The organism is Novosphingobium malaysiense (assembly GCF_000802225.1).
Taxonomy (GTDB): Bacteria; Pseudomonadota; Alphaproteobacteria; order Sphingomonadales; family Sphingomonadaceae; genus Novosphingobium; species Novosphingobium malaysiense.
In genome coordinates this window covers 622436-646415 of sequence record NZ_JTDI01000003.1, presented here as the reverse complement: position 1 = coordinate 646415, position 23980 = coordinate 622436, and the positions used below count along the sequence as shown (strand labels likewise).

The following is a 23980-nucleotide window of genomic DNA, read 5'->3' as shown; positions in this document are numbered from 1 at the left end:
CAAAGGATCGAATGCAGAGCCAGACCAAGCGGCTCGAAGACCGGCTGACCGGTATACCCGGTATCGAGGCCGTGCACGAACGCGTTGCATCCTGGCGCTCCGATCCGTCAATTGCACCGCGCCATGCCCACGTTCATGCGATGTTGCTGGGCCTGCGGCGGCTCGAAGCGATCAACATTGCCTACGGCGCGGCGGCCGGCGACGGTGCGCTGGAGGAAGTCGCCAGCCGGATCCATCATTTTGCTGCAGAGGAACTCGATGGCCCCTGGCAACTGGCCCGGGCCGGTGGCGGCAGTTTCCTCTTGGTCGCCAACGAGGCCTGCAGCCGCGAGCGTTGGCAGCTCGTGGCAGACCAGCTAGCCGATCTCATCGCCCGTCCGATTGCAGTGCCGACAGGAATATTGAGGCTTTCCCCTCGCGTCGCCCTGATCAGGGCACTGGTCGACGAGAGCGTGGAGTCGATGCTCGATCGGCTCGGTCATGCGCTGCAGGAGGCAAGCGAGCAGCAGGGCGGCAGGCTGGCATGGGCCGACGGGGAAACGACGCCTCCGGGACGCTCGAGCGCGCAGCTCGAGGCGGACCTGCTGGGTGCTATCGACGGCGACGAGATCGAGGTCCTCTTCCAGCCACAGTTCAGCCTCGCCAACGACGGGCTTACCGGCGCGGAGGCTCTGGCGCGCTGGAACCACCCGCAGCTGGGGCGCATCGGGGCCGGAGCGCTCTTCGCCATTGCCGAGCGGGCCGATCATATCGGTCCACTATCCCGCCACATTGCCGGCAAGGCACTTTCGGCAGCGTGCGAATGGCCGGGCGAACTGCGCCTATCCATCAACGTCACGCCAGCCGATCTGTCCTTCGGAAGCTACGTGCGTCAGATGCTCGACCTGGTGCGCGAGAGCGGCTTTCCGCTTCGCCGCCTGACGCTGGAAGTCACCGAGCAGGCGTTGATCAGCGACGTCACCCTGGCGGCGGACATGATGGCAGAATTCTCCGCGCAGGGCATCCGTATCGCGCTTGACGACTTCGGTGCCGGGTTCTGCAACTTCCGCTACCTCAAGGTTTTGCCGATGCACTACCTCAAGCTGGATCGCTCGATGATCGAAGGCGTAACCAGCGACAAGCGCGATGTCGCCGTGTTGCGGGCTATCGTCGCCATGGCCGAGGCGCTGGACCTGAAGGTCATCGCGGAGGGTATCGAGGAAGAAGAGCAAAGAGCCGTCGCGGCCCGTGAAGGCTGCACCTACTATCAGGGCTTCCTGAAGGCGCAGCCGATGAGTGCAGCGGCGTTCCGTAAACTGGCGTCTGCCGATGCCGGCACTGGCTGATCAGTCCCGATTACCAGCCTTGCGAGCGACCGAAGCCAAGCCCTTCGTAAGCTGGATAAGGCCGTTGAGGCGGGCCTTGGGATCGCCCCATGCGCGCGATAGAACCAGCTTGTTGTCGGGACGCAGCTTGACCGTACCCTGCAGCCGTTCGGCATAGGCGATGAGGCCCGCCGGGTTGGGAAAGCTGTCGTTGTGAAAGCTCACGAGCGTTCCACGAGGCCCGACGTCGATCTTGGCGATGTGCGCCTCGATCGCCTGCCGCTTGATCTGGATGAGCTGGATCAGGTTGGCGGTCGGCGCGGGCAAGTCGCCGAACCGGTCGATCATCTCGGCCGATAGGGACTCGATTTCCTGCTGACTGTCGGCATCGTTGAGGCGCCGGTATAACGCCATGCGCACGGCCAGGTCGGGGACGTAGTCGTCCGGAATCATGATCGGAGCGTCGACCGTGATCTGGGGCGAAAGACCGGACGTGTCCTTCTCCAGCCCGGCGCCACCCGCACGCGCGGCCATGATCGCGTCCTCCAGCATGGACTGATAGAGTTCGAAACCCACTTCGCGAATATGACCTGACTGTTCGTCACCCAACAGGTTGCCGGCGCCTCGAATGTCCAGGTCGTGGCTGGCAAGCTGGAACCCCGCACCGAGACTGTCGAGATCGCCCAGCACCTTCAGGCGCTTTTCAGCCACTTCCGACAACGCCGCGTCCGCAGGTGTCGTCAGATAGGCGTAGGCGCGCAGTTTGGAACGACCCACACGCCCGCGCAGCTGATAGAGCTGGGCGAGACCGAATCGGTCGGCACGGTGGATGATGATCGTGTTCGCGCGGGGAATATCGAGGCCGGATTCGACAATGGTGGTGGAAAGCAGAACCTCGTACTTCCCCTCGTAGAAAGCGCTCATGCGCTCTTCCACTTCGCCTGCGCTCATCTGCCCATGGGCAGTGATACTCTTGATCTCAGGGACATGCGTGCGCAGCCATTCCTCGATTTCCGGCATGTCGGAAATGCGGGGCACGACAATGAAGCTCTGGCCGCCGCGATGGTGTTCGCGCAGCAGGGCCTCGCGCATAACCATGTCGTCCCACTCCATCACGTAGGTGCGCACCGCGAGACGGTCGACCGGCGGAGTCTGGATGGTGGAGAGTTCCCGCAGGCCGCTCATCGCCATCTGCAGCGTGCGGGGAATCGGCGTGGCGGTAAGCGTCAGGACATGGACGTCGGTGCGAAGCTGCTTCAGCTTTTCCTTGTGATTGACGCCGAAACGCTGCTCTTCGTCGACGATGACGAGACCGAGACGCTTGAACTGTACCGATTTCGAGAGGATCGCGTGCGTGCCGCAGACAATGTCGACGGTCCCGCTGGCCAGACCTTCGCGCGTCGTGCGCGCTTCCTTCTCGGAAACGAGGCGCGATAGACGGCCGACGTTTAGCGGAAATCCCGCAAAGCGCTCTGCGAAGCTGGAATAGTGCTGGCGGGCGAGCAGCGTGGTCGGCGCCACGACGGCGACTTGCTGTCCAGCCATCGCCGCAACGAATGCGGCGCGCAAGGCCACCTCGGTCTTGCCGAAGCCGACATCCCCGCACACCAGGCGGTCCATCGGCTTTCCTTCGGACAGATCGCCCAGCACGTCCTCGATGGCGCGGTCCTGGTCGTCGGTTTCCTGCCAGGGAAAGCGATCCACGAACTGGTCGTATGCGGAGCCTTCGGGGACCATGACCGGCGCCTTGCGCAACGCGCGCTCGGCGGCAGTCTTCATCAGTTCTCCGGCAATTTCCCGGATGCGCTCCTTCAGGCGCGCGCGGCGCTTCTGCCACGCCTCTCCGCCCAGCTTGTCGAGCATGACACCCTCACTCTCGCTGCCGTAGCGCGAGAGGACGTCGAGGTTCTCGACCGGGATGTAGAGTTTGTCGCCGCCGGCATAGGTCAGCATCACGCAGTCGTGCGGGGACTTGCCGACCGGGATCGACTGCAGCCCTTCGTAGCGGCCGATGCCGTGATCCATATGGACGATCAGGTCGCCGGGCGTCAGGGCCGAGAGTTCGGCCAGGAAAGCGTCGGAATCCTTGCGCTTCTTCTTGCGCCGCACGAGGCGGTCGCCGAGGATGTCCTGCTCGGTGACGACTTCCAGCGCATCGTTGCTAAAGCCGGTTTCGAGCGGTAGTACCAGCGCGGCGGAGCGCCCCTGCACGGCAAGTCCGAGGGCTTCCTGCCAGGTCTCCGCCAGGCGCGGTTCCGCTCCCCATTTGTGGGACTGGCTGGCCTCGCCGAGAATGGAGGCGAGGCGCGCGCGGCTCCCGGCGGAATAGGCCGCGAGGATTGCCTTGCGACCAGACTTGCCGATCTCATGAAGGTGCTTGGCGGCGGCTTCGTAGGCATTGTCTCCGCGCGCGCGCTCGGGCGCGAAGTCGCGGGCGTTACCGAAGCCGAAGTCGATGACCTTGCCGCTCTCCGGCTGCACAAAGGGATCGGCTCGATGAACGGGGAAGCCGGACAGCGCCTGCGTGAGTTCTTCCGCGCTCAGATAGAGCGCATCGGTCGCGAGCGGGCGGTAGCTTCCAGCCTTCTGGCCCGAAGTGTCGAGGCGGGCCTTGTGGTAATCGGCAACGTCGCCGAGCCGCTCGTCCGTCGCGGCGATCGCGGCGGTGTCCGCGACGATCAGGTCATCGTCCGACAAGTGATCGAAAAGGGTGACAAGGCGGTCTTCGAACAGCGGTAGCCAATGTTCCATCCCCGCAAGGCGTCGGCCGTCGCTTACCGCTTGGTAGAGCGGGTCCCCGGTGGCGTTGGCACCGAACATCTCGCGGTAGCGCGTGCGGAACCGCTTGATCGTGTCGTCGTCGAGCAGGGCTTCGCCTGCAGGCAGCAGCAGATATTCGTCGATGGTCCCGGTCGAGCGCTGCGTGCTGGTGTCGAACAGGCGCAGCGTCTCAAGCTCGTCTCCAAAGAAGTCGAGCCGCAAACCGGCATCCAGGCCCGCGGGAACAATGTCGAAAATCGACCCGCGAACGGCAAACTCGCCCGCGTCGATGGCGGTGTCCGAGCGCTGATACCCCTGGCGGCGCAGCAAGGCGATCAGGCTTTCGTGGCCGATTTCCATGCCCGGCTTGATCAGGCGGACCGATTCACGAATGCGGAATGGCGTCAGCACCCGTTGGAGCACTGCATTGGCAGTGGTGACCAGCAGTTGTGGTCCCTTCCGCTTGGCCTGCAACCGGTAAAGCGCGGCGAGGCGGCGTCCGCTGACGGAAAGCGCTGGACTGGCGCGGTCGTAGGGCAGGCAGTCCCATGCGGGAAATTCCAGCACGTCCAGCTCGGGCGCGAAGAACTTTGCCGCCTCGGCTATCGCGCTCATCGCCGAGTCGTTGTCGGCGATGAAGACAGCGCGGCCTTTGGCGGCGCGGGCGAGGTCGGCCATGACGAGCGGTTGTGCCCCGCGCGTCACCGAAGCCAGGGTCAGCGGCGCTGTGGCCGAGAGAATGCGTTGAAAGTCTGCCATGTCAGGATGGGCGCGAGATAACGGCTCGGACGCGAATTTCAATCATCTTGCGAGTTGCACGCACCGCTGCGTCTGGGCCATCAGGATGACATGCAGACAAGGCGGTTGAAATGACAGCGACATATCTCGGCGGCAAGCGCGCATTGATCACTGGCGCATCCAGCGGTTTGGGTAGACACTTTGCGAAGGTGCTAGCCTCTGCCGGCGCCGATGTAGTGCTCGCGGCACGTCGACAGGACAGACTGGCCAGCCTCGCCGAAGAGATATCGGCCCAATACGGCTCGAAGGCCACTTGCGTCTCGCTTGATGTCACGGATCCGGAAAGCATACGGGACGGGGTGGCGGCGGCGGGGCCTGTGGACATTCTGATCAACAATGCCGGCGTTGCCCGTGCAAAAGACGTGCTCGCGTTCGATGCCGACGACTTCGATTTTGTGATGGACGCCAACTTGCGCGGTGCATTTCTTGTCGCCACTGCGACCGCCCGTTCGATGAGGGACAGGGGGGAGGGCGGTGCCATTGTGAACGTAGCCTCGATCCTCGGCTTGCGGCAGGGATCGCAACTCACCGCCTATGCTGTCAGCAAGGCAGGCATCGTGCAGATGACCAAGCAACTGGCTCTGGAACTGGCCCGGTACAACATTCGGGTGAATGCTCTGGCACCAGGGTACTTCGAGACCGATATCAATCGCGAGTTTCTGGAGAGCCCTGCAGGCGATGCCATGCTACGGCGAATTCCGCAGCGCCGTTTCGGCAGGTTCGAGGACCTGGACGGGCCTTTGCTCCTGCTCAGCGCCGATTCAGGCCGGTACATGACCGGGGTGATCGTGCCGGTCGACGGCGGGCATTTGCTGAGTCCGCTCTGAGCCAGACCCTCAGCGTGGGATCTCGACGTAATCGAGCTTCATCATACGATCGATCAGCGGCCCGCGATATTCCGCGGGAATGGCTTGGGTGCCCAGCGCCCAGGCCATGATGTCGACGTCTTCTTCCTCAATCATCTTCTCGAACAGGTCGATGTCGGCTTCGGACCATTCGGCATGGAAGCGGTCGAAAAAGCAGCCGATCATGTAGTCGGCCTCGCGCGTACCGCGATGCCATGCACGAAACTTGAGTCGAGCGAGGCGGGGCGAGAGTTCGGTCATGCCGGCGCCGTTACGCTACGGCGCCGGCCTCGGCAAGGTGGCGTCGAATGGATCAGGTGTGAAGAACCTGCACGATCTCCGGCGCCGGCCGGCCCGTCAGCGTCTTGGGAATCTCGGCCAACAGCACATTTTCGAGCTGCTTGTGATAGTGCTTGCGCATCTCGCCCAGCGACCGCGGGTCGGCCACGATCACCAGCTTGTCGATCCTGTGCCCCAGGACTTCTCCATTGAGCCACTGCGCGACAGCAGTGACGTGCGCAGCCTCCTCCAGTTTGTCGAGGCGATCCTTGGGAGCCCCGGCCTGGAAGCGCGATATCTTGTCGTGATCCTTGGCTCCGGCACTGAAGTTGGTGCCGTCGAGATCGGGGACATCCATCGCGGTCAACTGCGGCGAGGCCTCCATTCCCGAATTGCGATAGAGTTCGAAGTTTTCTCCATCGACGATCGCGAACACCGTTCCGTGCGGCAAGAGCATGGACTTCTCCTCTTTTGATACATGCATAATGCCAACGAAACTTTGTGTGCGCTAGTTCCGGCCGCTCTGGCGAATTGATGCCTTCTCGCGCTAAGAGGCCGGACATGCGGCCGGAAGCCCTCAATTCGCTGTTCGTCGAAGTCGACGTGCTTGACGGTGTCGGGCCCAAATTGCGGCGTCCACTGGAAAAACTGGGGCTCACCAGGATCAAGGACGTGGCCTATCACCTGCCTGACCGTTTCGTGGAGCGGCGCGCCGTAGCCAACCTCGACGAGGCTGGCGTGGGTGAGAACATCATCGTGTCGCTGACCGTCCGCGAACACAGGGCATCCGGGGGGAGGGGGCCTTTCCGGGTCATCACGGAAGATGTGCTCGGCAATCACTGCGCCCTCACATACTTCGGCCGGGCGTCATACACGGCGAAGAAGCAACTGCCGGTGGGTGAAAGGCGCTGGGTGGCGGGGCGGCTCGACCAGTATGGGCAGTCCCTGCAGATCGTGCACCCCGAACACGTTTCGGAAAGTACCTCGGCGCCGCTCGGCCAGCTGCGCGAGGCCGTCTATCCACTGTCGGAAGGACTGACGCAGGGGCGGATAACGGGGCTGGTCCAGCAGGCTCTCAAGGCCTTGCCCGAACTGCCCGAATGGATCGAACCGGGCCTCCTGGACCGCATGCAATGGCCTGACTGGCAGGAGGCCCTGCGCGAGGCCCACAGAGGCCCCCATGCGGCCGCGCGCGACCGGCTAGCGTACGATGAACTGCTGGCCAATGCGCTGGCGCTCATGCTGGTACGCCAGAGCAACCGGTCGCAGCGCGGTGCTCCCCTCGCGGGCGATGGTTCGCTGCGGGCGAAGCTGCGCCTGCCATTTGCGTTGACGGGAGCCCAGAAGCGGTCGATCGCGGAAATCGAGGGCGATCTTGCCCAACCTTCACCGATGCTGCGCCTGCTTCAGGGCGATGTCGGGGCGGGCAAGACGGTTGTTGCGCTCTCGGCCATGCTGATCGCGGTCGAGGCCGGGGCCCAGGCGGCATTGCTCGCTCCGACCGAGATCCTCGCGCGCCAGCATTTCGAAACCCTGCGCAAGATGCTCGAAGGTACCGGCGTCGAAATCGCGCTGCTCACCGGGCGTGACAAGGGCAGGGCGCGCGAATCGATCCTGATGGGGTTGCTTGATGGCTCGATCGACATCGTCGTCGGCACGCATGCGATCTTTCAGGACGCCGTGGAATACCGGAATCTGGCACTCGTCGTGATCGATGAGCAGCATCGTTTCGGGGTCGGTCAGCGACTGATGCTGGCCCGCAAGGGCAGACGGACGCCGCATACGCTGGCGATGACCGCCACGCCGATCCCGCGTACTCTGACGCTGGCGCAATATGGCGAGATGGACGTTTCCCGGCTCGACGAACTGCCGCCGGGTAGGCAGGCCATCGACACGCGCGTCGTTTCCGTCGAGCGTATCGCCGACGTGGTCGGTGCCTTGGCCCGGCATTTCGAGACTGGGCAACAGGCCTATTGGGTCTGCCCGATGGTGCGCGACAGCGAGACGGACGACATTGCCGCGGCCGAGGCCCGTTTCGCCACGCTCAAGGAGCGCTTTGGAGAGGATGTGGTGCTGGTCCACGGCCAGTTGCGGCCAGAGGCCAAAGACGCGGCAATGGAACTTTTCGCAGCGGGCAAGGCGCGGCTTCTGGTCGCCACTACGGTGATCGAAGTCGGTGTCGACGTTCCCAATGCGACGCTGATGGTCATCGAACAGGCCGAACGTTTCGGTCTGGCCCAGTTGCACCAGCTCAGGGGGCGCGTGGGCCGTGGAAGCGAGAAATCTACCTGTCTGCTGTTGCGCGGGAACACGCTGTCGGAAACCGCGCGCCAACGGCTCGCGCTGATGCGCGAGACGCAGGATGGTTTCCGTCTTGCCGAAGAGGACCTCGAGTTGCGCGGAGGCGGCGAACTACTCGGCACGCGACAGTCGGGGGACACGCCGTTCCGGATTGCCAGTCTCGAACAAATTCAGAAGCTGCTGCCGCTGGCGCACGACGATGCGCGCCTGCTGATGGACCGCGACGGTGGTCTGTCCGGCACCCGTGGCGAAGCGGCGCGGCAATTGCTCTATCTCTTCGAGCGAGACTGGGGCGTGCAACTGCTTCGCGGCGGCTGAACGCCTGCAAAGAGAAAGGGCGGAGGACCTTTCGGCCCCCCGCCCATCCTATCTGGCAAATACCGTGTTTTGCGATCAGCGCGAGCCGAATGCGTAACGCACGTTGATACCGAACTCGCGCGGCGCGGTGGTGGTCACGCCGGTGTAGGTGCTCGTGTAGGTCTCCGAAGAGAAACCGGTGAGCGGGTTACGATACGACGTGAACAGCGGATCGGTGCGAGTCAGCGTCTTGGTCGTGTCGAACAGGTTCTTGGCGAAGAGCGAGACTTCCCAAGCCCCTTCGGGGTCCCGAATGCCGGTAAACACGTTCAACAGTCCGTACGAATTCACGTCGTCGAAGCGGTTGACCGGATCGACCCGCGACGCGCCGTTGAAGTTGAACAGGCCGCGAACGTAGGCATCCACGTTGCCGGACACGGGGAAGCGATACTCCGAGGTAACGGTCGCACCGAACGGCGAACTGAAACCGGCGCGCTGCGAAACCTCACACGCCGAGAGGTTGTCGCTGCCGACGACCGCAAGCAGCTCCGGCAGGGTCGGTGCTGCAACATTCTGGTCAGGCACGCCGTCGCCGTTCAGGTCGTTGCACGGGACCGTTCCGCCCTTGATCTTGCCCAGGGAATAGCTGGCGACAAGGCTCATGCTCCAGTTGTCAGTCACGTCGAGAGAGAGGTTGCCCTCGATGCCATTGACCTCGACCGGCACCGCCCCGACGAAGTTGAACTGCGCCACTTCGGGGAAAGCGGTCTGGGTCGCACGGTCATAGCCGTAGTTGACGTAGTACACGCCCTGGCCCGGCGTCCGGTACGGGTAGTTCTTGAACTTCTGGTGGTAGGCCGTGACGTTCAAGCGTGCACGACCGCCGAGCAGCGTGCTCTTCATGCCGATTTCGTAGGACTTCGACGTTTCCGCCGGAAGGTTCAGGAAGCCGAGCTCGAGCGCCGAGGGATTGACGCTGAAGTCGCCCACGACGTTGATGCCCGGACGCCAGGAACTGCCGGTGCTTGCATAGACCATGAGGTCCGGCGAGAAATTGTGCTTGATGGAAGCGGAGTAGATCCACTTCTTCGCACTTTGCCCGCTCTGTGCCCCGGGGATCGCAGTCCCGTCGACGATCAGGCTGTTTTCGTCCTCATAGTCGATGTGGCGTACGCCGCCAGAAATCTCGGTGTCTTCGCCGATGTGCGCAGTGAGGTTCCCGAAAAACGACTGTTCATGCGAATGGCCGGTGCGCTCGATCGGAATGTACGAAGCGTTGGGAAGAAGCGGCGAGAAGGCCGACCCAAGAAGCCCCGTCGACGGATTCAGCGGGTTGGGCGCGCCAATGATCGTAGGGCGGCTCAATGAGGTCGGCGTGGAATTCTTGTAGTCGAAAAAGCCGACGACGTAGTCGAAAATATCAAGAATGCGCGCATCGTTCTGCAGACGGATTTCGTGCGACGTTGCCGAGGTGTGCGAGAAATTTGTACGATTGAACTGGCCCGGGAAATAGTTCCCCTTGTCCTCGTTCTCGGCGCCAGAGATCTTCTGGGTGTAGTGCTGGCCCTGGTAGATCAGGACCTGCCCTAGGGCCGTCACTTCGGAACGCCAGTTGTAGATGTCGTAGATCTGACGAATGTCGAGGCCATCCTCCATGTTGGAGAGACGATCCTTCGAACTGATGTAGAGCGGGCTCTCGGGAGCATCGGGATTTACCTCGCTGAACGAGGCTACCTGATCGTAAGTGCGGGCCTTGCGGTCGAGGCGCTGGTAGAGACCCTCGAGCTTGAGCCAGTAGGTCGGCTGCACGAGGGCGGAGATGCGACCGCTCTTGGTGCGGCTGAACGGATCCTTGGTCGAATAGATCGACCGGACGCGATCGCCTTCATTCTCGTCCCACACCCCGGCGGCACGGATCGCGGCGACGCCTTCGATGATCGGAATGTTGACGGCGCCCTTGAAGTTGAGAGTGCCGATGTCGTTGGCGGTCATGTCCACGACGCCGCCATAGGAATAGAGGTCCGGCTTCTTGGCGGTGACCGTGATGGAGCCCGACGGAGAAGCGCGACCGCGCAGTGTCCCCTGTGGGCCACGTTGCACCTCGATTTGGCCGATGTCGTACATCTGTTGCATGATGACACCCGCCGTGATCGGTGCATCGTTGAAATAGAATTCGACCGTCGGATTGTTGCCGCTGGCGTTGATGTCGAAGTTGACCCCGCGCAACTTCGCACCGCCACCGACACCGTTGGCGTCAGTCTCCATGGTCAGGCCCGGGACGAGCGTTTCCACTTCCTTGAAGTTACGGATGTTGAGCTTGTTGACGTCGTCGGCCGAAACCGTGTCGATGACGGCGGGAACGTCCTGCACGTCCTCGGCGCGGCGACGGGTCTGGACGATGATGACGTTGTCGGAGAAGGACGTGTCGGTACTGACTTCGGTCTCGCTGTCCTGTGCCAGGGCAGGCGATGTCAGACCGACCACGCTGGCGGAGCACAGCAGAAGACTGGAAACAAGGCGCATAATCTCTCCCAAGAAGTGGTGCGGGTAAGCTTCTTGGCTGCGGGAACTGAAACCGGTTCAGTTTTAAGTCAACGTGACCCCGCAAAGATTACGTAGGAGCGATAGACTGTGACATCACGGCAACGCCCGCCAAAATAAATGCACCGTGAAAAAGGCGAGATGCGCGGAAATCCCGCACTCCGCCGGACGGCGACCATCGGGACGTGCGACTGGCTGATCGACCGGGCGCTGGCACTTGGATCGCGGAGGTGGCGTTCAACCGTCCAGCGATTCGGGGAACATGGACGGGCTTGAGATGCCCCCTGTACACACGCAGGGTGTCGGCCTGCGATGAGCAGGCGCCATAAACCGCGACGCCCGACTGGACCTGCGTTGAGGGACTTCGCTTCCAATTGAGAAATTTGGTCGGGGAGAGAGGATTCGAACCTCCGGCCCCTGCCTCCCGAAGACAGTGCTCTACCAGGCTGAGCTACTCCCCGACCGATCGTGCCGCGTCAAAGCGGCCCGAGGCAGGAGCGCGCCTATAGAGAGCGATTCCGGTGGTGGCAAGGGCCGATTGTGCAAATCATGCGGCGCGTCTGGAAGAGGAAGCCGGCCCGCGCTTTTGCGATTCTGTCCGATCATCCGACAGATGGAAATGGGCGACAATCTGTCCCAGATTTTCCGCTTCGTTGGACAGATGGCGCGCAGCTGCGGTGCCTTCCTCAACCATTGCCGCGTTTTGCTGGGTTGCCGAATCCAGACGGGAGATGCGCTCATTCACGCGACCGATTTCCTCGGCTTGTTCGCGCGAAACCCGTGCTATCGTCTCGATCGTTTCGTCGATCTGCGCAATGCCCGAGACGATTGTCGACAACGAATCTCCGGATTCGCCGACGAGCTTGACGCCGCGGGAAACCTGGTCGGTCGAGGTTTCGATCAGCGCCTTGATCTCGTTGGCGGCGTCTGCGGACCTTTGGGCGAGCGCGCGAACCTCGGTCGCGACGACGGCAAATCCCTTGCCGGCCTCGCCTGCGCGCGCGGCTTCGACGCCCGCATTGAGGGCAAGCAGGTTGGTCTGGAAGGCGATGCCGTCGATCATGGTGATGATCTGGCTGATCTGGTCTGCAGACTGTTCGATCTCACCCATCGCCTTGACTGCAGTCTCGACGACGGAGCTCCCGCTGAGGGCATCCTGCCGTGCCCGCGCAACATTGCCCTGGAGGTCCTGGGCGCTCGCGGCATTGGCCTGAACCTTCGTATTGAGATGGCTCAACGTAGTGGCAATATCCTCCAGTGTGGCAGCCTGCTGCTCCGTACGCAGCGCCAGGTCTTCCGTGGAGCTGCGAATCTCACTGGATCCATTTTCTATCTGTCGTGCCGAGCCCGTAACGTTGCGGACAATGCTCTCGAGATCGGATGCTGCGGAATTGAAGTGATGACGCAGCTTTTCATAGCTCGTGGGAAAGGCCTCCGCGAGACGCAGCGAGAGGTCGCCCCTGGCGAGCGATGCGAGTGCAGTCCCGATCTTTTCGATCACCATGTTCTGCTGTTCTGCAGTGCGATTGCGTTCCTGCGCCGCCTCCGCCTCGATCTGCTGTCGGGCCTCCTGCGCTTCTGCCTGCTCCACCACCAGCGTTTCGACGTTGCGAGCTATGATAATGAGCACTGCCGTTTCCACGACGACGACGACGGCATGGAACACCACGCGTTCGAAGTCGGAACCGTTGGGAAATACGATCGAAGGTGCGGCGAAATTGGTTGTCAGGTGATGGACGGCGGTAACGCCGGCAGCGACCAGTATCGGGCGCCAGTCGGCCATGATCGTCAGCACGGCAATCGCCGCGAAGAATATCATGTGGATGTCGAGCATCCAGTGTGCACCAGCCCACTGCCAGAGCAGAATTGCGGGATAAAGCGGCAGGGCCAACCCGATAGCCATGCGGGTATGCGAATCGTGCCCACCGCGGGCGACCTGGACAGTCGGAACCACGGTGATCAGTGCGGCCACCGCGACAGGCATGAAGCCCGTTCCGGCAAAAAAGGCACACAGGCCGATTACCGCTACACACAGCCAGTTTACATAGATGAGGACAAGGGCGCCTTTGCGGCGCAGTTCATTCAAGTCGTTCATGACGTTTTTGCCGTTTCTGTTTCGGGGCGACCACAAAGGAATTCAGGTACCGAGATGAGCAAGGCGCCGCTCGAAAAAGCGGCAAGTGTATCGCTTCCGCCGTTGACGCGGATAATGAACGCTCCCCGGTAGGGACCGGGAGCAAGCAGGCGTGCGTCGTTCTCACGCGACCATGCGATCGCATTTGCAGTCCCGCCGCCAAAAGGCAGAAAAAGGGCGGTGCCGCCGCGTGCTGGAGATAATGCAAAGGCCAGCGCAATCACGGCGATGATGCCCTGCAAGGCCAGCGGACTGGGCGACACGCGTTTTACGGCAGCTGAGAATTGGACGGTCATGGGGACACGATAGCCGGCGACCTGCTTCGAGCGGACAAAGTTGCCACTAGGGAACATCACGAAGGCCGTGGACGAAATTGGGCAAGGTTCTTTTCCTTGCGTGGCGCCAAGGCTAGGTCCTTGGACAGAGCCTAGAGGAACCCGATGCCGTCCGAATCTCCCGTGCATTTCGAACACCAGTATCTCGATCTGCTTCGCCGGGTCTGGGAACAGGGCGATGAACGGCGCGACCGCACAGGTGTCGGTACTCGATCGCTGTTCGGACCGAGCATGCGGTTCGACCTGTCGGGCGATGCGGTGCCATTGCTTACAACCAAGCGCGTGGCGTGGAAGACCGCGGCGCGCGAAATGCTCTGGTTTCTAACGGGCGATACCAACATCCGGGAACTCGTGCGCCAGAAAGTGCACATCTGGACCGACTGGCCGCTCGATCGCTATCGCCGCGAGACCGGTGACGACATCGATCGCAACGCGTTCGAGGCACGCATCCTCGACGACGATGCCTTTGCAGCCAGGTGGGGAGATCTCGGACCGGTCTACGGCAAGCAATGGGTCAGTTGGGATACCTATGTACCGGCCGGCGAGGGGCTATTCCGTCAGGGTGAGCCCATCAACCAGATCGCGCAGCTTGTGAGTGACATCCGGACCAATCCCACGTCACGACGGCTTCTGTTCACCGGATGGAACGTGGCCGAACTGAGCGGAATGGCTCTGCCGCCGTGTCACATGACCTACCAGTATCACGTTGCGGGCGGGCGATTGTCGGGCATGCTCTGGCAGCGATCGTGCGACCTGGGGTTGGGGTTTGCCTTCAACGCCTTTTCGGCCGCGATGCTTTTGCGGATGCTGGCGCAGCAGTGCGACCTGGCGCCCGGTGAACTCGTGTGGAGCGCCGGCGATGCGCACGTATACCTCAATCATGAGCACCTGGTGCACGAACAACTCGCACGAGAACCGCGCGGACGTCCGGTGCTGAAGCTAAATCGCCGACCGGCCTCGATCTTCGATTATCGGATCGATGACTTCGAAGTGCACGAATACGATCCCCACCCGCATATTTCCGCGCCGGTAGCAGTCTGATCCCACAGCGCCGCGACATGGCGGTGCCGGTGGCTTGACAACAAACGATAGCGGCTACAGCCCGAGCGTAGATTTGCGCAGCAAAGGGGCATGCCCGTGACATTCGAAATAACCACCCGCCACCATGGCCATGTCGGTGAGATCCACTTCTCCGCTCCGCCCCACAACTTCGCTTCGTCCGGAATGCTCTGCGCCCTGGCCGATGCGATCGACGCGATGGACGAAGACATGGGCGTTCGCTGCATTCTGCTCACGGCCGAGGGCAAGGTCTTTTGCGGCGGCGCCAATCTTGCCGGGGCCGACGAGGTTCAGGGCGCCGAGGGCATGAACGAAATCGCGCTGTTCTACCAAAACGCAGCGCGGATCATGAAGCGCAGGAAGCCGATGATCGCGGTCGTGCAGGGCGCGGCGATCGGAGCCGGCTTGGGACTGGCGCTCGCAGCCGACTTTCGCATCGTGTCGCCGCTGGCCCGGTTTTCCGCCAACTTCGTGAAGTTGGGATTTCATCCGGGATTTGCCATTACCCATGTACTGCCACGCGTAGTCGGAGAACAGAAGGCGGCTTGGATGATGCTGAGCGGCAACCGCATAAAGGGTGACGAGGCCTTGCAGTGGGGGCTGGCAGATCGCATGGCCGAGCCCGAAGACCTCCTGGGTGAAGCCTTGGCCATGGCGGAAGAGATTGCCTGCAATGCCCCGCTTGCGCTTGTTTCCATCCGTTCCACGCTGACCTCGGATCTCGCCGCCGAGGTGGTCGAGGCGATGGAACATGAGCATGCGGAACAGACCGCCCTGAAAGGCACGTCCGACTACGCGGAAGGCGTTGCTGCCGTATTCGAAAGGCGCCCGGCGAACTTTACCGGGAGCTAGGAGTTGGATGGGCGGGGGACCGCTTTCGCCAAAGCGCATGAGCGATTGACATTGCGGGAGTGAGTAATAAAATGACCTAACCGTAGAATTTTGATGCTCAAGGTTCTTGCGGCCCGACCATGGCGGGAGAGCATGAAAATGGCCGAAGGTCCGGCACGATCAGGTAAGCCGCGCGGCAATCTGCCGCCGCTGGAATTCTATGTCCCCGAACCCCGGTATCGGCCGGGCGATGTCGTGGACTATTCGCATCTCGAGATACCGGAAGCCGGCGCTGCGCGCCGTCCGGATGAGGCGTGCGACGCCAAGGAGACCTGGCCGCTCACGACCGATCTGATTCGGGTTCTGGACGAGAACGACCAGGCCGTCGGCCCGTGGGATCCCAAGCTCGATCCCGAGACGCTGCGCGGCATGCTGCGCACAATGGCGCTGACGCGCGCCTTCGACGACCGCATGTATCGTGGGCAGCGGCAGGGCAAGACCAGCTTCTACATGAAGTCCACCGGGGAAGAGGCTATCTCGGTCGCCTGTGCCTTCGCACTGGCTGACGACGACATGGTCTTTCCCAGCTATCGTCAGCAGGGCATCCTTATCTCGCGCGGCTATCCGCTGGTCGAGATGATCAACCAGATCTATTCGAACCGTGCCGACCGCCTGAAAGGCCGCCAGCTTCCGATCATGTATTCGGCAAAGGACTACGGCTTCTTCACGATCTCGGGCAATCTCGCCACGCAATTCCCGCAGGCCGTGGGCTGGTCGATGGCTAGTGCGATCAAGGGCGATACCCGCATCGCCACCAGCTTCATCGGTGAAGGATCGAGCGCGGAAGGCGACTTCCACGCCGCGATGACCTTTGCCGCCGTCTACAACGCGCCGGTGGTGCTTAACATCGTCAACAACCAGTGGGCGATTTCGAGCTTTTCGGGTTTTGCCGGATCGGAGCGCACGACTTTTGCGGCGCGCGCCAACGGCTATGGCATTGCCGGTCTGCGCGTGGACGGGAATGACGCGCTTGCCGTCTATGCGGCGATGGACTGGGCCGCCAACCGGGCGCGGGCCAACAAGGGGCCGACGCTCATCGAGCACTTCACTTACCGTGCGGAAGGCCATTCGACTTCCGACGACCCGAGCGCATACCGCTCGGCGCGCGAGGCGGAGGATTGGCCGCTGGGCGATCCGGTCATGCGGCTGAAGAACCACCTCATCGCGCTCGGCGAATGGTCGGACGAGCAGCATGCGGAAATGGACAAGGCGCTGGCCGAGGAAGTGCGCGCCGCTACCAAGGATGCCGAGAAGAACGGTATTCTGGGCCATGGCCTGCACCATCCGTTCCACACCATGTTCGAGGATGTTTTCGAAGAGCTGCCCTGGAACCTGCGCGAACAGGCCGATCAGGCGATCAGCGAACGCCGAACCAAGTTTCCAGAGTGGAAGGAGTAGGGGACATGCTGGAAGAGGACGCCGTCAGCCTCCACGAGGCCCCGACCCGGCAGATGAACATGATCGAGGCGATCAACGACGCGCTCGATGTGATGATGGGGCATGATCCCGACGTCGTCGTGCTCGGCGAGGACGTGGGCTATTTTGGCGGCGTGTTCCGCGCCACTGCCGGGCTGCAGAAGAAGTACGGGAAGAACCGTGTGTTCGACACCCCGATCAACGAATGCGGCATCATCGGCGCTGCGGTTGGGATGGCGGCTTATGGTTTGCGCCCGGTGCCCGAAATCCAGTTCGCCGACTATATCTATCCCGGGCTCGACCAGCTGATCTCCGAAGCAGCGCGCATGCGGTATCGCTCGGCAGGGCAGTTCACGTCCCCGCTGACCGTGCGTTCGCCTTTCGGTGGCGGCATCTTCGGTGGCCAGACGCACAGCCAGAGCCCCGAAGCGCTGTTCACGCATGTCGCCGGTCTCAAGACGGTGATCCCGTCGACCCCGCACGATGCCAAGGGCCTGCTGATCGCCGCAATCGAAGACAACGATCCGGTGATCTTCTTCGAGCCCAAGCGCATCTACAACGGCCCCTTCGACGGCAACTACGACAGCCCGTCCAAGACGTGGAAATCGCATCCGGGCGGCAAGGTGCCGGAGGGATACTATTCGATCCCGCTCGGCAAGGCCCGCACTGTACGCGAGGGCTCGGCGATGACCGTGCTGGTCTACGGCACGATGGTGCACGTGGCCGAGGCGGTGCTGGCGCAGAAGGGCGTCGACGCCGAGATCATCGATCTGCGCACGCTTGTCCCGCTCGACATCGAGGCTGTGGAAAAGTCCGTGGAAAAGACCGGGAAATGTCTGGTGATACACGAGGCGACCAAGACCTCGGGCTTTGGCGCGGAGCTGGTTTCGCTCGTGCAGGAACGCTGCTTCTATCATCTCGAAGCGCCGATCGAGCGCGTGACCGGCTTCGATACCCCGTACCCGCACAGCCTTGAATGGGCTTATTTCCCCGGTCCCGTCCGCATTGGCGAGGCGGTCGACCGGCTGATGAAGGATTGATCCAATGGGTCGCTACACATTCCGCCTGCCCGACATCGGCGAAGGCATTGCCGAGGCCGAGATCGTCGCCTGGCACGTGAAGGTCGGGGATACCGTCGAGGAAGACGGCCGCTTGGCCGACATGATGACCGACAAGGCGACCGTGGAGATGGAAAGCCCGGTCGCCGGCAAGGTGATCGAAGTCGGCGGTGATGTCGGCGACGTCATCGCCATCGGCTCGCCGTTGGTGGTGATCGAAGTCGAAGGTGCCGGCAACGAGAAGGATGCCGGTGGCCCCGCTCCCAAGGCCGAAGAGGTCGAGGAGCGCATCGAGGCGGAAACGCCCGATGCCGGAGACGTCGATCGCGTCGAAGCCGCAGCGCCGGAACCGACCCCGGCTCCCGAGCCTGCACCTGCAACGGAGCCATCGCCCGAACCGGCGCCGAAGCCGAAGGCCGAGCCTGCTCCGGCAGCGACCGGCATGAAGGCTCCGGCTGCCCGCGCTGCTGCCGGACAGTCGAAGGTCATGGCCAGTCCGGCGGTGCGCAAGCGTGCGCAGGACCTGGGTATCGATCTCGGTGAAGTCCGTCCCGCCGAGGATGGCCGTATCCGTCACGCCGATCTGGACGCCTTCCTGTCCTACAACTCCGCCGGCGGCTTCCAGCCTTCCGGGCAGAAGGGGCAGGACGAGCAGGTTCGCGTCATCGGCCTGCGTCGACGCATCGCCGAGAACATGGCGGCATCGAAGCGGAACATTCCGCACTTCGCCTATGTCGAGGAATACGACGTCACGGCGCTGGAAGGACTGCGCGCGCAGCTTAACGAAGGGCGTGGCGACCGGCCCAAGCTGACGATGCTGCCGTTCCTGATTTCGGCGATCTGCAAGCTCATGCCGAAGTATCCGATGCTCAACGCGCACTACGACGACGAGGCCGGTGTCGTGACGCGCTATGGCTCGGTCCATCTGGGCATGGCGGCTCAGACGCCGGCGGGGCTGATGGTTCCGGTGATCCGCGATGCCCAGGACCGCAACCTGTGGCAGCTTGCCACTGAAATCTCGCGTCTGGCCAGTGCCGCGCGCGACGGATCGGCGAAGTCGGCAGAGCTTTCGGGCTCGACGATTACCGTGACTTCGCTCGGTCCGATGGGTGGCGTGGCGACCACACCGGTCATCAATCGTCCGGAAGTGGCGATCATCGGTCCCAACCGTATCGTCGAACGCCCGATGTTCGTGCGCGATGCGAGCGGCGTGGAACGCGTCGAAAAGCGCAAGCTGATGAACATCTCGATGAGCTGCGACCACCGCGTCGTCGACGGATGGGATGCTGCCAGTTTTGCGCAGGACCTCAGAAAGCTGATCGAAGCGCCCGCGCTGATCCTAGCGAGCTGAGCACGCGTTCTAGCGGACGGTTCCAGCGTAGACGATTTCACCGCGTCCCCGTGCAGCGCTGCTGGCGGGGATGCGCCAGCGCACGTGGGTAACGTCTTCGGGCGTCGCATTGCGTGTGCCGACGCGAAGATTTTCCAGATGGCCCCAAGTTCGGCCGCCGTCTACTGATACGTCCTGGAAGTCCGCGGCGCTTTCCTCATAGGCCACGGAGGCAGGCAAGGGGTTGGTGATCACGAAACCGCCATCGCCGCCCACCCGGTACCAGCGCACGACCGTCACCACGCGGTCTCCTCGGGCAAGCCGAATGGCCGGTTCGAGACGGCGGCTCGTGTCGGGCGCGATTCGTTCGACGTAGACGGCGCTGTCGGTAGCGACGACCGGAGCGGCCTGTGCCGGAGCGGTCAGGCCGACTGCCGGCGCAATGGCCAAGCTGAAAAGGGCTTTGCGGTTCCAAGGCACGATATCTGGTTCCTGTCTGCCCGGTTGCAGGCCCGAGGAACATGCCGCAGCATTCGCCAAAATATGGTTAATGCCGAGCATTTGCCGTGGCTCACGAACGCGATGGCACAAAAAATCGACCCGTCCCCGGCAAGGCAGTTGACAGGCCCCCATGGCTGTCTTAGTGGCGCGGCTCCCAAGCGGACGCACCGCAAAAGTACGCGGGTGTAGCTCAGTTGGTTAGAGTGTCGGCCTGTCACGCCGAAGGTCGCGGGTTCGAGCCCCGTCACTCGCGCCACTTGGGATCTCTACCGGGAAACCGGCAGGGTTGCGGACGGTCAGGCCTGGCTTGATCATTTACATAGCTGCGCGGGTGTAGCTCAGTTGGTTAGAGTGTCGGCCTGTCACGCCGAAGGTCGCGGGTTCGAGCCCCGTCACTCGCGCCACTTCCTTCGAAGTGGTTCCCGCAGCAAATGAAAAGCGAAGCCGGGGCGACCCGGCTTTTTTCATGCCCGCGGAATTCAGCCCCAGCGGCCCGTTTCCATCCAGATCAGGAACCGCCGCAAGGGCAGGATCCAGATCACACCGAGCACCACGTAGACGGGCGTCTGGGCAAGCGCATTCCACTCGCCGATCAGCGGCGGGACGAACGTGGCTACGACGACACCGTAAAAGCCAAGCGCGACGACCAACAGCAGGACGCCGATCGGTATCCGCCATGTCGGGGCCTCGCGCATGTTACATCCGTCCTTCGTATATCCGCGTCGGTGTCACCACGGCCGCAAGATGGCGATCATGGGGTTCGTGCGGCAGCTCCTCGGCGATCTGGCAATCCCATGCAAGCCCGATTGCGGGAACCTGTGGGTGCGCGTCCAGCCAACGGTCGTAGTGCCCGCCGCCCTGGCCCAGCCTCAGCCCTGACGCGGTAAAGGCCAGCAGCGGCACGACGAGGACTTCCGGCACGACCAAGGCGTTGCCGGCAGGCGGCTGCAATGCGCCCCAGGGGCCGGACAGCAAGGCTTCATCGTCCCACGGATTGTCCCAGCACCGGAATTCCATGTCCGCATCACGCCCGGCAAACCATGGCAGCGCGGTTTTGAACCCGTTCTCGGTCAACCAGCGCGCCCAGCCATGCGTAGGCGCTTCCGATCCGACTGCATGGTAGATGCCGACCGTCGCGCTGGCGGGAAACATCTCGACGACCGGCGCCGGCGGGCGATTGAGCACCAGCGCGCGCAACCCGCCCGGCAACGCGGCGACGTGTTCCGCCCGTGTCTTGCGGAAAGCCTTGCGGAGGGCCTTCTTGTCATCGGCGGGAAGATTTGGGGGTGACGGGTCCACCTTGGGTCGTTTTCCTAGAAATCCTCTGACGCCTTCACGTCAGGTGGGAGCCATGTACGTCGGACCACGGTCCGGGCAGGGACAGCCCCCTTGGATTGCTTATAGCCTCAGGGATGTTCGAACGGCTCGTGCCGGGCAGATCCCGTCCCGCGCTATCTAGGCGTTCACGGGGCGTCCCTCAAGAAGGTCTGCGAGATTTTCGATGCGCTCGGCAATTCTACCCAGCCGATCCTTGACGTCCGCGGGCAGGGCAGGGCCGGAATCGGTCTGCAATTCGTGGACTTCGTCGGCAAGCAGGAGCGAAGCGTAGAGCAGCATGCGCGTCTCGGTCTGTCCGGCCATGCCTGCTGCGGCGACCTTATCGTCGATCAACTGGCCCAGCTTGCTGACATGGGCTTCCTCGCCATCGGCACAGGCTACCAGGAAGCTGCGGCCGCCGATCGAAAGCGTGACGTTGCTCATCGCCGCAAGCTTTCGATCAGGGTGTCGAGGTTGTCGAGCGAGTGGGAAACGGATGACTTGAGTTGCTCGTGCCGCGCGCGAAGATCGGCTGCTTCGCGTGAAGCGGCTTCGGCGCGTGCAAGGGCGGCCTCGATCCTTTCAATCGTGTTCACGATCGACACATCCTCCATTGCACCATGGCTAAGCCTTTATCGGTGCGAGGCAAGTATTTGGAGCAGGTTGTTCACAATCTCGTCAGGAGCGCGGCGGCGAGCGGCCGCTATCAGTATTGACGGGAATGCCGGTGCCAAACTTGACGAGAGCCCCCCTCTCCCTAAAGGGGGGCGCAAATCTTCGAATCGCCCTGCAATTTTCCGTTTTCCGGAGCTATCCAATGACCCTTGCCCCCGACCGTTTCGCGCCGATGGCCAATGCCATCCGGGCGCTGTCGATGGATGCGGTTCAGGCGGCCAACAGCGGCCACCCCGGCATGCCGATGGGCATGGCCGACGTGGCGACCGTTCTTTTCGCCAAGTTCCTCAAGTTCGACCCCGCAGACCCTTACTGGGCCGACCGCGACCGCTTCGTTCTGTCCGCCGGCCACGGCTCGATGCTGATCTATTCGCTGCTCTATCTCACCGGCTATGAAAGCCCGACGATGGACGACATCCGCAACTTCCGCCAGCTCGGAAGCCCTTGCGCCGGTCATCCTGAAAACTTTCTGATTCCCGGCGTGGAGTGCACCACCGGACCGCTCGGTCAGGGCCTGGCGATGGCCGTCGGTATGGCGATGGCGGAGCGCCAGCTGAATGCCACCTTCGGCAACGACCTGGTGGATCACAACACCTGGGTCGTCGCCGGTGACGGCTGCCTCATGGAAGGCATCAACCACGAGGCGATCGGTCTTGCCGGCAATCTGAAGCTGGGCAAGCTCAAGGTCCTGTGGGACGACAACAAGATCACTATCGACGGTGATACGTCGCTGTCGACGTCCGAGGACATTCCCGCACGCTACCGCGCTGCCGGTTGGGACGTGTTCTCCTGCGACGGTCACGACTACGCCGACATCGAACGTGCGCTTACAGAAGCTTCTGCTTCGGACAAGCCGTCGCTTGTCGCCTGCCGCACCATCATCGGCAAGGGCTCGCCGAACAAGCAGGGCGGCCATGAAGTCCACGGCGCTGCGCTGGGAATGGATGAAGTTGCGGCTACCCGCGAGAACCTGGGCTGGACGTCCGAGCCGTTCGAACTCCCTTCCGCCGTGCTCGCCGACTGGCGTTCGCTCGGCCAGACCGGCGCGAAGCTGCATGCGGCCTGGGACGAGCGCCTGGCCGTCAGTGCGCACGCTGCCGAGTTCAAGCGCCGCATGGCCGGCGAACTGCCTAACGGCGATGCCATCCGCAAGGCACTGGCCGAGTGGGTCGAGGGCGATGCCACTGTTGCGACCCGCAAGGCCTCCGAGAACTGGCTGAACGTCATTGCGCCTGTGGTGCCCGAGATGATCGGCGGTTCGGCCGACCTTACCGGCTCGAACAACACCAAGGCCAAGTGCCAGGCCCCTTTCACGGCTGATGACTACTCGGGCCGCTACGTCTATTACGGCATCCGCGAATTCGGCATGGCCGCCGCGATGAACGGCATGGCGCTGCACGGCGGCGTAATCCCCTACGGCGGCACGTTCCTGATCTTCTCGGACTATTGCCGCAACGCGATCCGCATGGCCGCGCTGCAGCAGACGCGTTCGATCTATGTCATGACGCACGATTCGATCGGTCTTGGCGAAGACGGTCCGACCCACCAGCCTGTCGAGCAGGTCATGAGCCTGCGCCTGATCCCGAACCTCAACGTGTTCCGCCCGGCCGATGCGGTCGAGACGGCCGAGTGCTGGAACCTGGCGCTGGAATCGTCGGAGACCCCTTCGGTTCTCGCGCTGACGCGCCAGAACTTGCCCCAGCTTCGCAAGTCGGGCGACATGCTCTCGGCCCGCGGCGCCTATGTGCTGCGTAGCGCCGAGGCAGATCGCAAGGTCATCCTCATCGCCACTGGTTCGGAAGTCGAACTGGCCTGCAAGGTTCGCGAAGAACTGGAAGGGCAGGGCATCGGTGCTGACGTCGTTTCCATGCCCTGCATGGAGCTGTTCGAGGCGCAGGACGAGGCCTACAGGCACGAAGTACTGCCGCACGATCCGTCTATCCTGCGCGTCTCGATCGAGGCTGGTGCGACGATGGGCTGGGAACGCTACACTGCACTCAGCCGCAATGGCGGTTTGAATATCGGTCTGGATCGTTTTGGGGCATCGGCTCCGGCGAAAGACCTTTTTGCCCGCTTCGGCTTTACTACCGAAGTAATTGTGCCCAAGATTTTGGACAAGCTAAGCGCCTAAGGAGGAGA

The 23980-nt window shown here is 62.8% G+C and carries 20 protein-coding genes and 3 tRNA genes; 11 read left to right on the top strand and 12 right to left on the bottom strand.

What is annotated here, in order from left to right:
* Positions 1-11 precede the first annotated feature (11 nt).
* Positions 12-1325 carry an EAL domain-containing protein gene (locus LK12_RS11010; RefSeq protein ID WP_231568320.1) on the top strand — a complete coding sequence of 438 codons (1314 nt, stop codon included), beginning with the start codon at positions 12-14 and terminating at the stop codon, positions 1323-1325.
* Here the strand turns inward: LK12_RS11010 and mfd are convergent, their stop codons facing one another.
* Positions 1326-4823 (bottom strand): transcription-repair coupling factor, encoded by a 3498-nt coding sequence (gene mfd, locus LK12_RS11005; protein WP_039283427.1) that lies wholly within the window; start codon positions 4821-4823, stop codon positions 1326-1328.
* Positions 4824-4933: 110 nt separating this feature from the next.
* Between mfd and LK12_RS11000 the strand changes: the two genes are divergently transcribed.
* Positions 4934-5689, top strand: a complete 756-nt coding sequence (locus LK12_RS11000) for an SDR family NAD(P)-dependent oxidoreductase (protein WP_039283424.1) — start codon at positions 4934-4936, stop codon at positions 5687-5689.
* A gap of 9 nt (positions 5690-5698) precedes the next feature.
* On the opposite strand, the gene LK12_RS10995 is transcribed toward LK12_RS11000, so the two are convergent.
* The gene (locus LK12_RS10995) at positions 5699-5968 is read right to left on the bottom strand and encodes an FAD assembly factor SdhE (protein ID WP_039283421.1); all 270 of its coding nucleotides are present in this window, start codon (positions 5966-5968) and stop codon (positions 5699-5701) included.
* 52 nt (positions 5969-6020) lie between these two features.
* Positions 6021-6443: a baeRF12 domain-containing protein gene (locus LK12_RS10990; RefSeq protein ID WP_039283418.1), complete on the bottom strand. Its 423-nt coding sequence runs from the start codon at positions 6441-6443 to the stop codon at positions 6021-6023.
* Between the two features lie 104 nt (positions 6444-6547).
* On the opposite strand from LK12_RS10990, the gene recG reads away from it, so the two are divergent.
* Positions 6548-8605, top strand: a complete 2058-nt coding sequence (gene recG / locus LK12_RS10985; RefSeq protein ID WP_039283416.1) for an ATP-dependent DNA helicase RecG — start codon at positions 6548-6550, stop codon at positions 8603-8605.
* 75 nt (positions 8606-8680) lie between these two features.
* On the opposite strand, the gene LK12_RS10980 is transcribed toward recG, so the two are convergent.
* The 4 genes from LK12_RS10980 to LK12_RS10965 form a co-directional block, all read right to left on the bottom strand.
* A complete protein-coding gene (locus tag LK12_RS10980) occupies positions 8681-11107 on the bottom strand; it encodes a TonB-dependent receptor (protein ID WP_039283414.1) in 2427 nt (808 codons plus the stop codon).
* Between the two features lie 402 nt (positions 11108-11509).
* A tRNA-Pro gene (locus tag LK12_RS10975) sits at positions 11510-11586 on the bottom strand.
* Positions 11587-11672: 86 nt separating this feature from the next.
* Positions 11673-13220 (bottom strand): methyl-accepting chemotaxis protein, encoded by a 1548-nt coding sequence (locus LK12_RS10970; protein ID WP_052223328.1) that lies wholly within the window; start codon positions 13218-13220, stop codon positions 11673-11675.
* On the bottom strand, positions 13217-13555 hold the full coding sequence (locus LK12_RS10965; protein ID WP_156135452.1) for a hypothetical protein: 339 nt from the start codon (positions 13553-13555) through the stop codon (positions 13217-13219). Before LK12_RS10965 ends, LK12_RS10970 begins: the two co-directional genes overlap by 4 nt.
* A gap of 144 nt (positions 13556-13699) precedes the next feature.
* Here LK12_RS10965 and thyA point away from each other — a divergent pair, with 144 nt between their 5' ends.
* The 5 genes from thyA (at position 13700) to LK12_RS10940 (ending at position 19369) form a co-directional block, all read left to right on the top strand.
* Positions 13700-14635 carry a thymidylate synthase gene (gene thyA / locus LK12_RS10960; RefSeq protein ID WP_039283406.1) on the top strand — a complete coding sequence of 312 codons (936 nt, stop codon included), beginning with the start codon at positions 13700-13702 and terminating at the stop codon, positions 14633-14635.
* A 96-nt stretch (positions 14636-14731) separates the two neighbouring features.
* Positions 14732-15505, top strand: a complete 774-nt coding sequence (locus LK12_RS10955; RefSeq protein ID WP_039285158.1) for an enoyl-CoA hydratase/isomerase family protein — start codon at positions 14732-14734, stop codon at positions 15503-15505.
* Positions 15506-15643: 138 nt separating this feature from the next.
* The gene (locus tag LK12_RS10950) at positions 15644-16942 is read left to right on the top strand and encodes a 3-methyl-2-oxobutanoate dehydrogenase (2-methylpropanoyl-transferring) subunit alpha (RefSeq protein WP_039283401.1); all 1299 of its coding nucleotides are present in this window, start codon (positions 15644-15646) and stop codon (positions 16940-16942) included.
* Positions 16943-16947: 5 nt separating this feature from the next.
* On the top strand, positions 16948-18000 hold the full coding sequence (locus LK12_RS10945) for an alpha-ketoacid dehydrogenase subunit beta (protein WP_039283398.1): 1053 nt from the start codon (positions 16948-16950) through the stop codon (positions 17998-18000).
* A 4-nt stretch (positions 18001-18004) separates the two neighbouring features.
* Positions 18005-19369, top strand: coding sequence for a dihydrolipoamide acetyltransferase family protein (locus LK12_RS10940; protein WP_039283394.1), 1365 nt, complete (start codon positions 18005-18007; stop codon positions 19367-19369).
* A gap of 9 nt (positions 19370-19378) precedes the next feature.
* Here LK12_RS10940 and LK12_RS10935 read toward each other — a convergent pair whose 3' ends face one another.
* A complete protein-coding gene (locus LK12_RS10935) occupies positions 19379-19828 on the bottom strand; it encodes a hypothetical protein (RefSeq protein WP_231568319.1) in 450 nt (149 codons plus the stop codon).
* 200 nt (positions 19829-20028) lie between these two features.
* Here LK12_RS10935 and LK12_RS10930 point away from each other — a divergent pair.
* A tRNA-Asp gene (locus tag LK12_RS10930) sits at positions 20029-20105 on the top strand.
* A 71-nt stretch (positions 20106-20176) separates the two neighbouring features.
* Positions 20177-20253, top strand: a tRNA-Asp gene (locus LK12_RS10925).
* Positions 20254-20328: 75 nt separating this feature from the next.
* On the opposite strand, the gene LK12_RS10920 is transcribed toward LK12_RS10925, so the two are convergent.
* From LK12_RS10920 to LK12_RS24630, 4 genes are all read right to left on the bottom strand, one after another.
* The gene (locus LK12_RS10920; RefSeq protein ID WP_039283391.1) at positions 20329-20544 is read right to left on the bottom strand and encodes a DUF2842 domain-containing protein; all 216 of its coding nucleotides are present in this window, start codon (positions 20542-20544) and stop codon (positions 20329-20331) included.
* A 1-nt stretch (position 20545) separates the two neighbouring features.
* The gene (locus tag LK12_RS10915; RefSeq protein ID WP_039283386.1) at positions 20546-21148 is read right to left on the bottom strand and encodes a 5-formyltetrahydrofolate cyclo-ligase; all 603 of its coding nucleotides are present in this window, start codon (positions 21146-21148) and stop codon (positions 20546-20548) included.
* 156 nt (positions 21149-21304) lie between these two features.
* Positions 21305-21610 carry a cell division protein ZapA gene (locus LK12_RS10910; RefSeq protein ID WP_039283381.1) on the bottom strand — a complete coding sequence of 102 codons (306 nt, stop codon included), beginning with the start codon at positions 21608-21610 and terminating at the stop codon, positions 21305-21307.
* Positions 21607-21780: a hypothetical protein gene (locus LK12_RS24630; RefSeq protein ID WP_197063514.1), complete on the bottom strand. Its 174-nt coding sequence runs from the start codon at positions 21778-21780 to the stop codon at positions 21607-21609. The genes LK12_RS10910 and LK12_RS24630 overlap by 4 nt, the downstream gene beginning before the upstream one ends.
* Before the next feature lie 203 nt (positions 21781-21983).
* Between LK12_RS24630 and tkt the strand changes: the two genes are divergently transcribed.
* A complete protein-coding gene (gene tkt / locus LK12_RS10905; RefSeq protein ID WP_039283378.1) occupies positions 21984-23972 on the top strand; it encodes a transketolase in 1989 nt (662 codons plus the stop codon).
* Positions 23973-23980 lie beyond the last annotated feature (8 nt).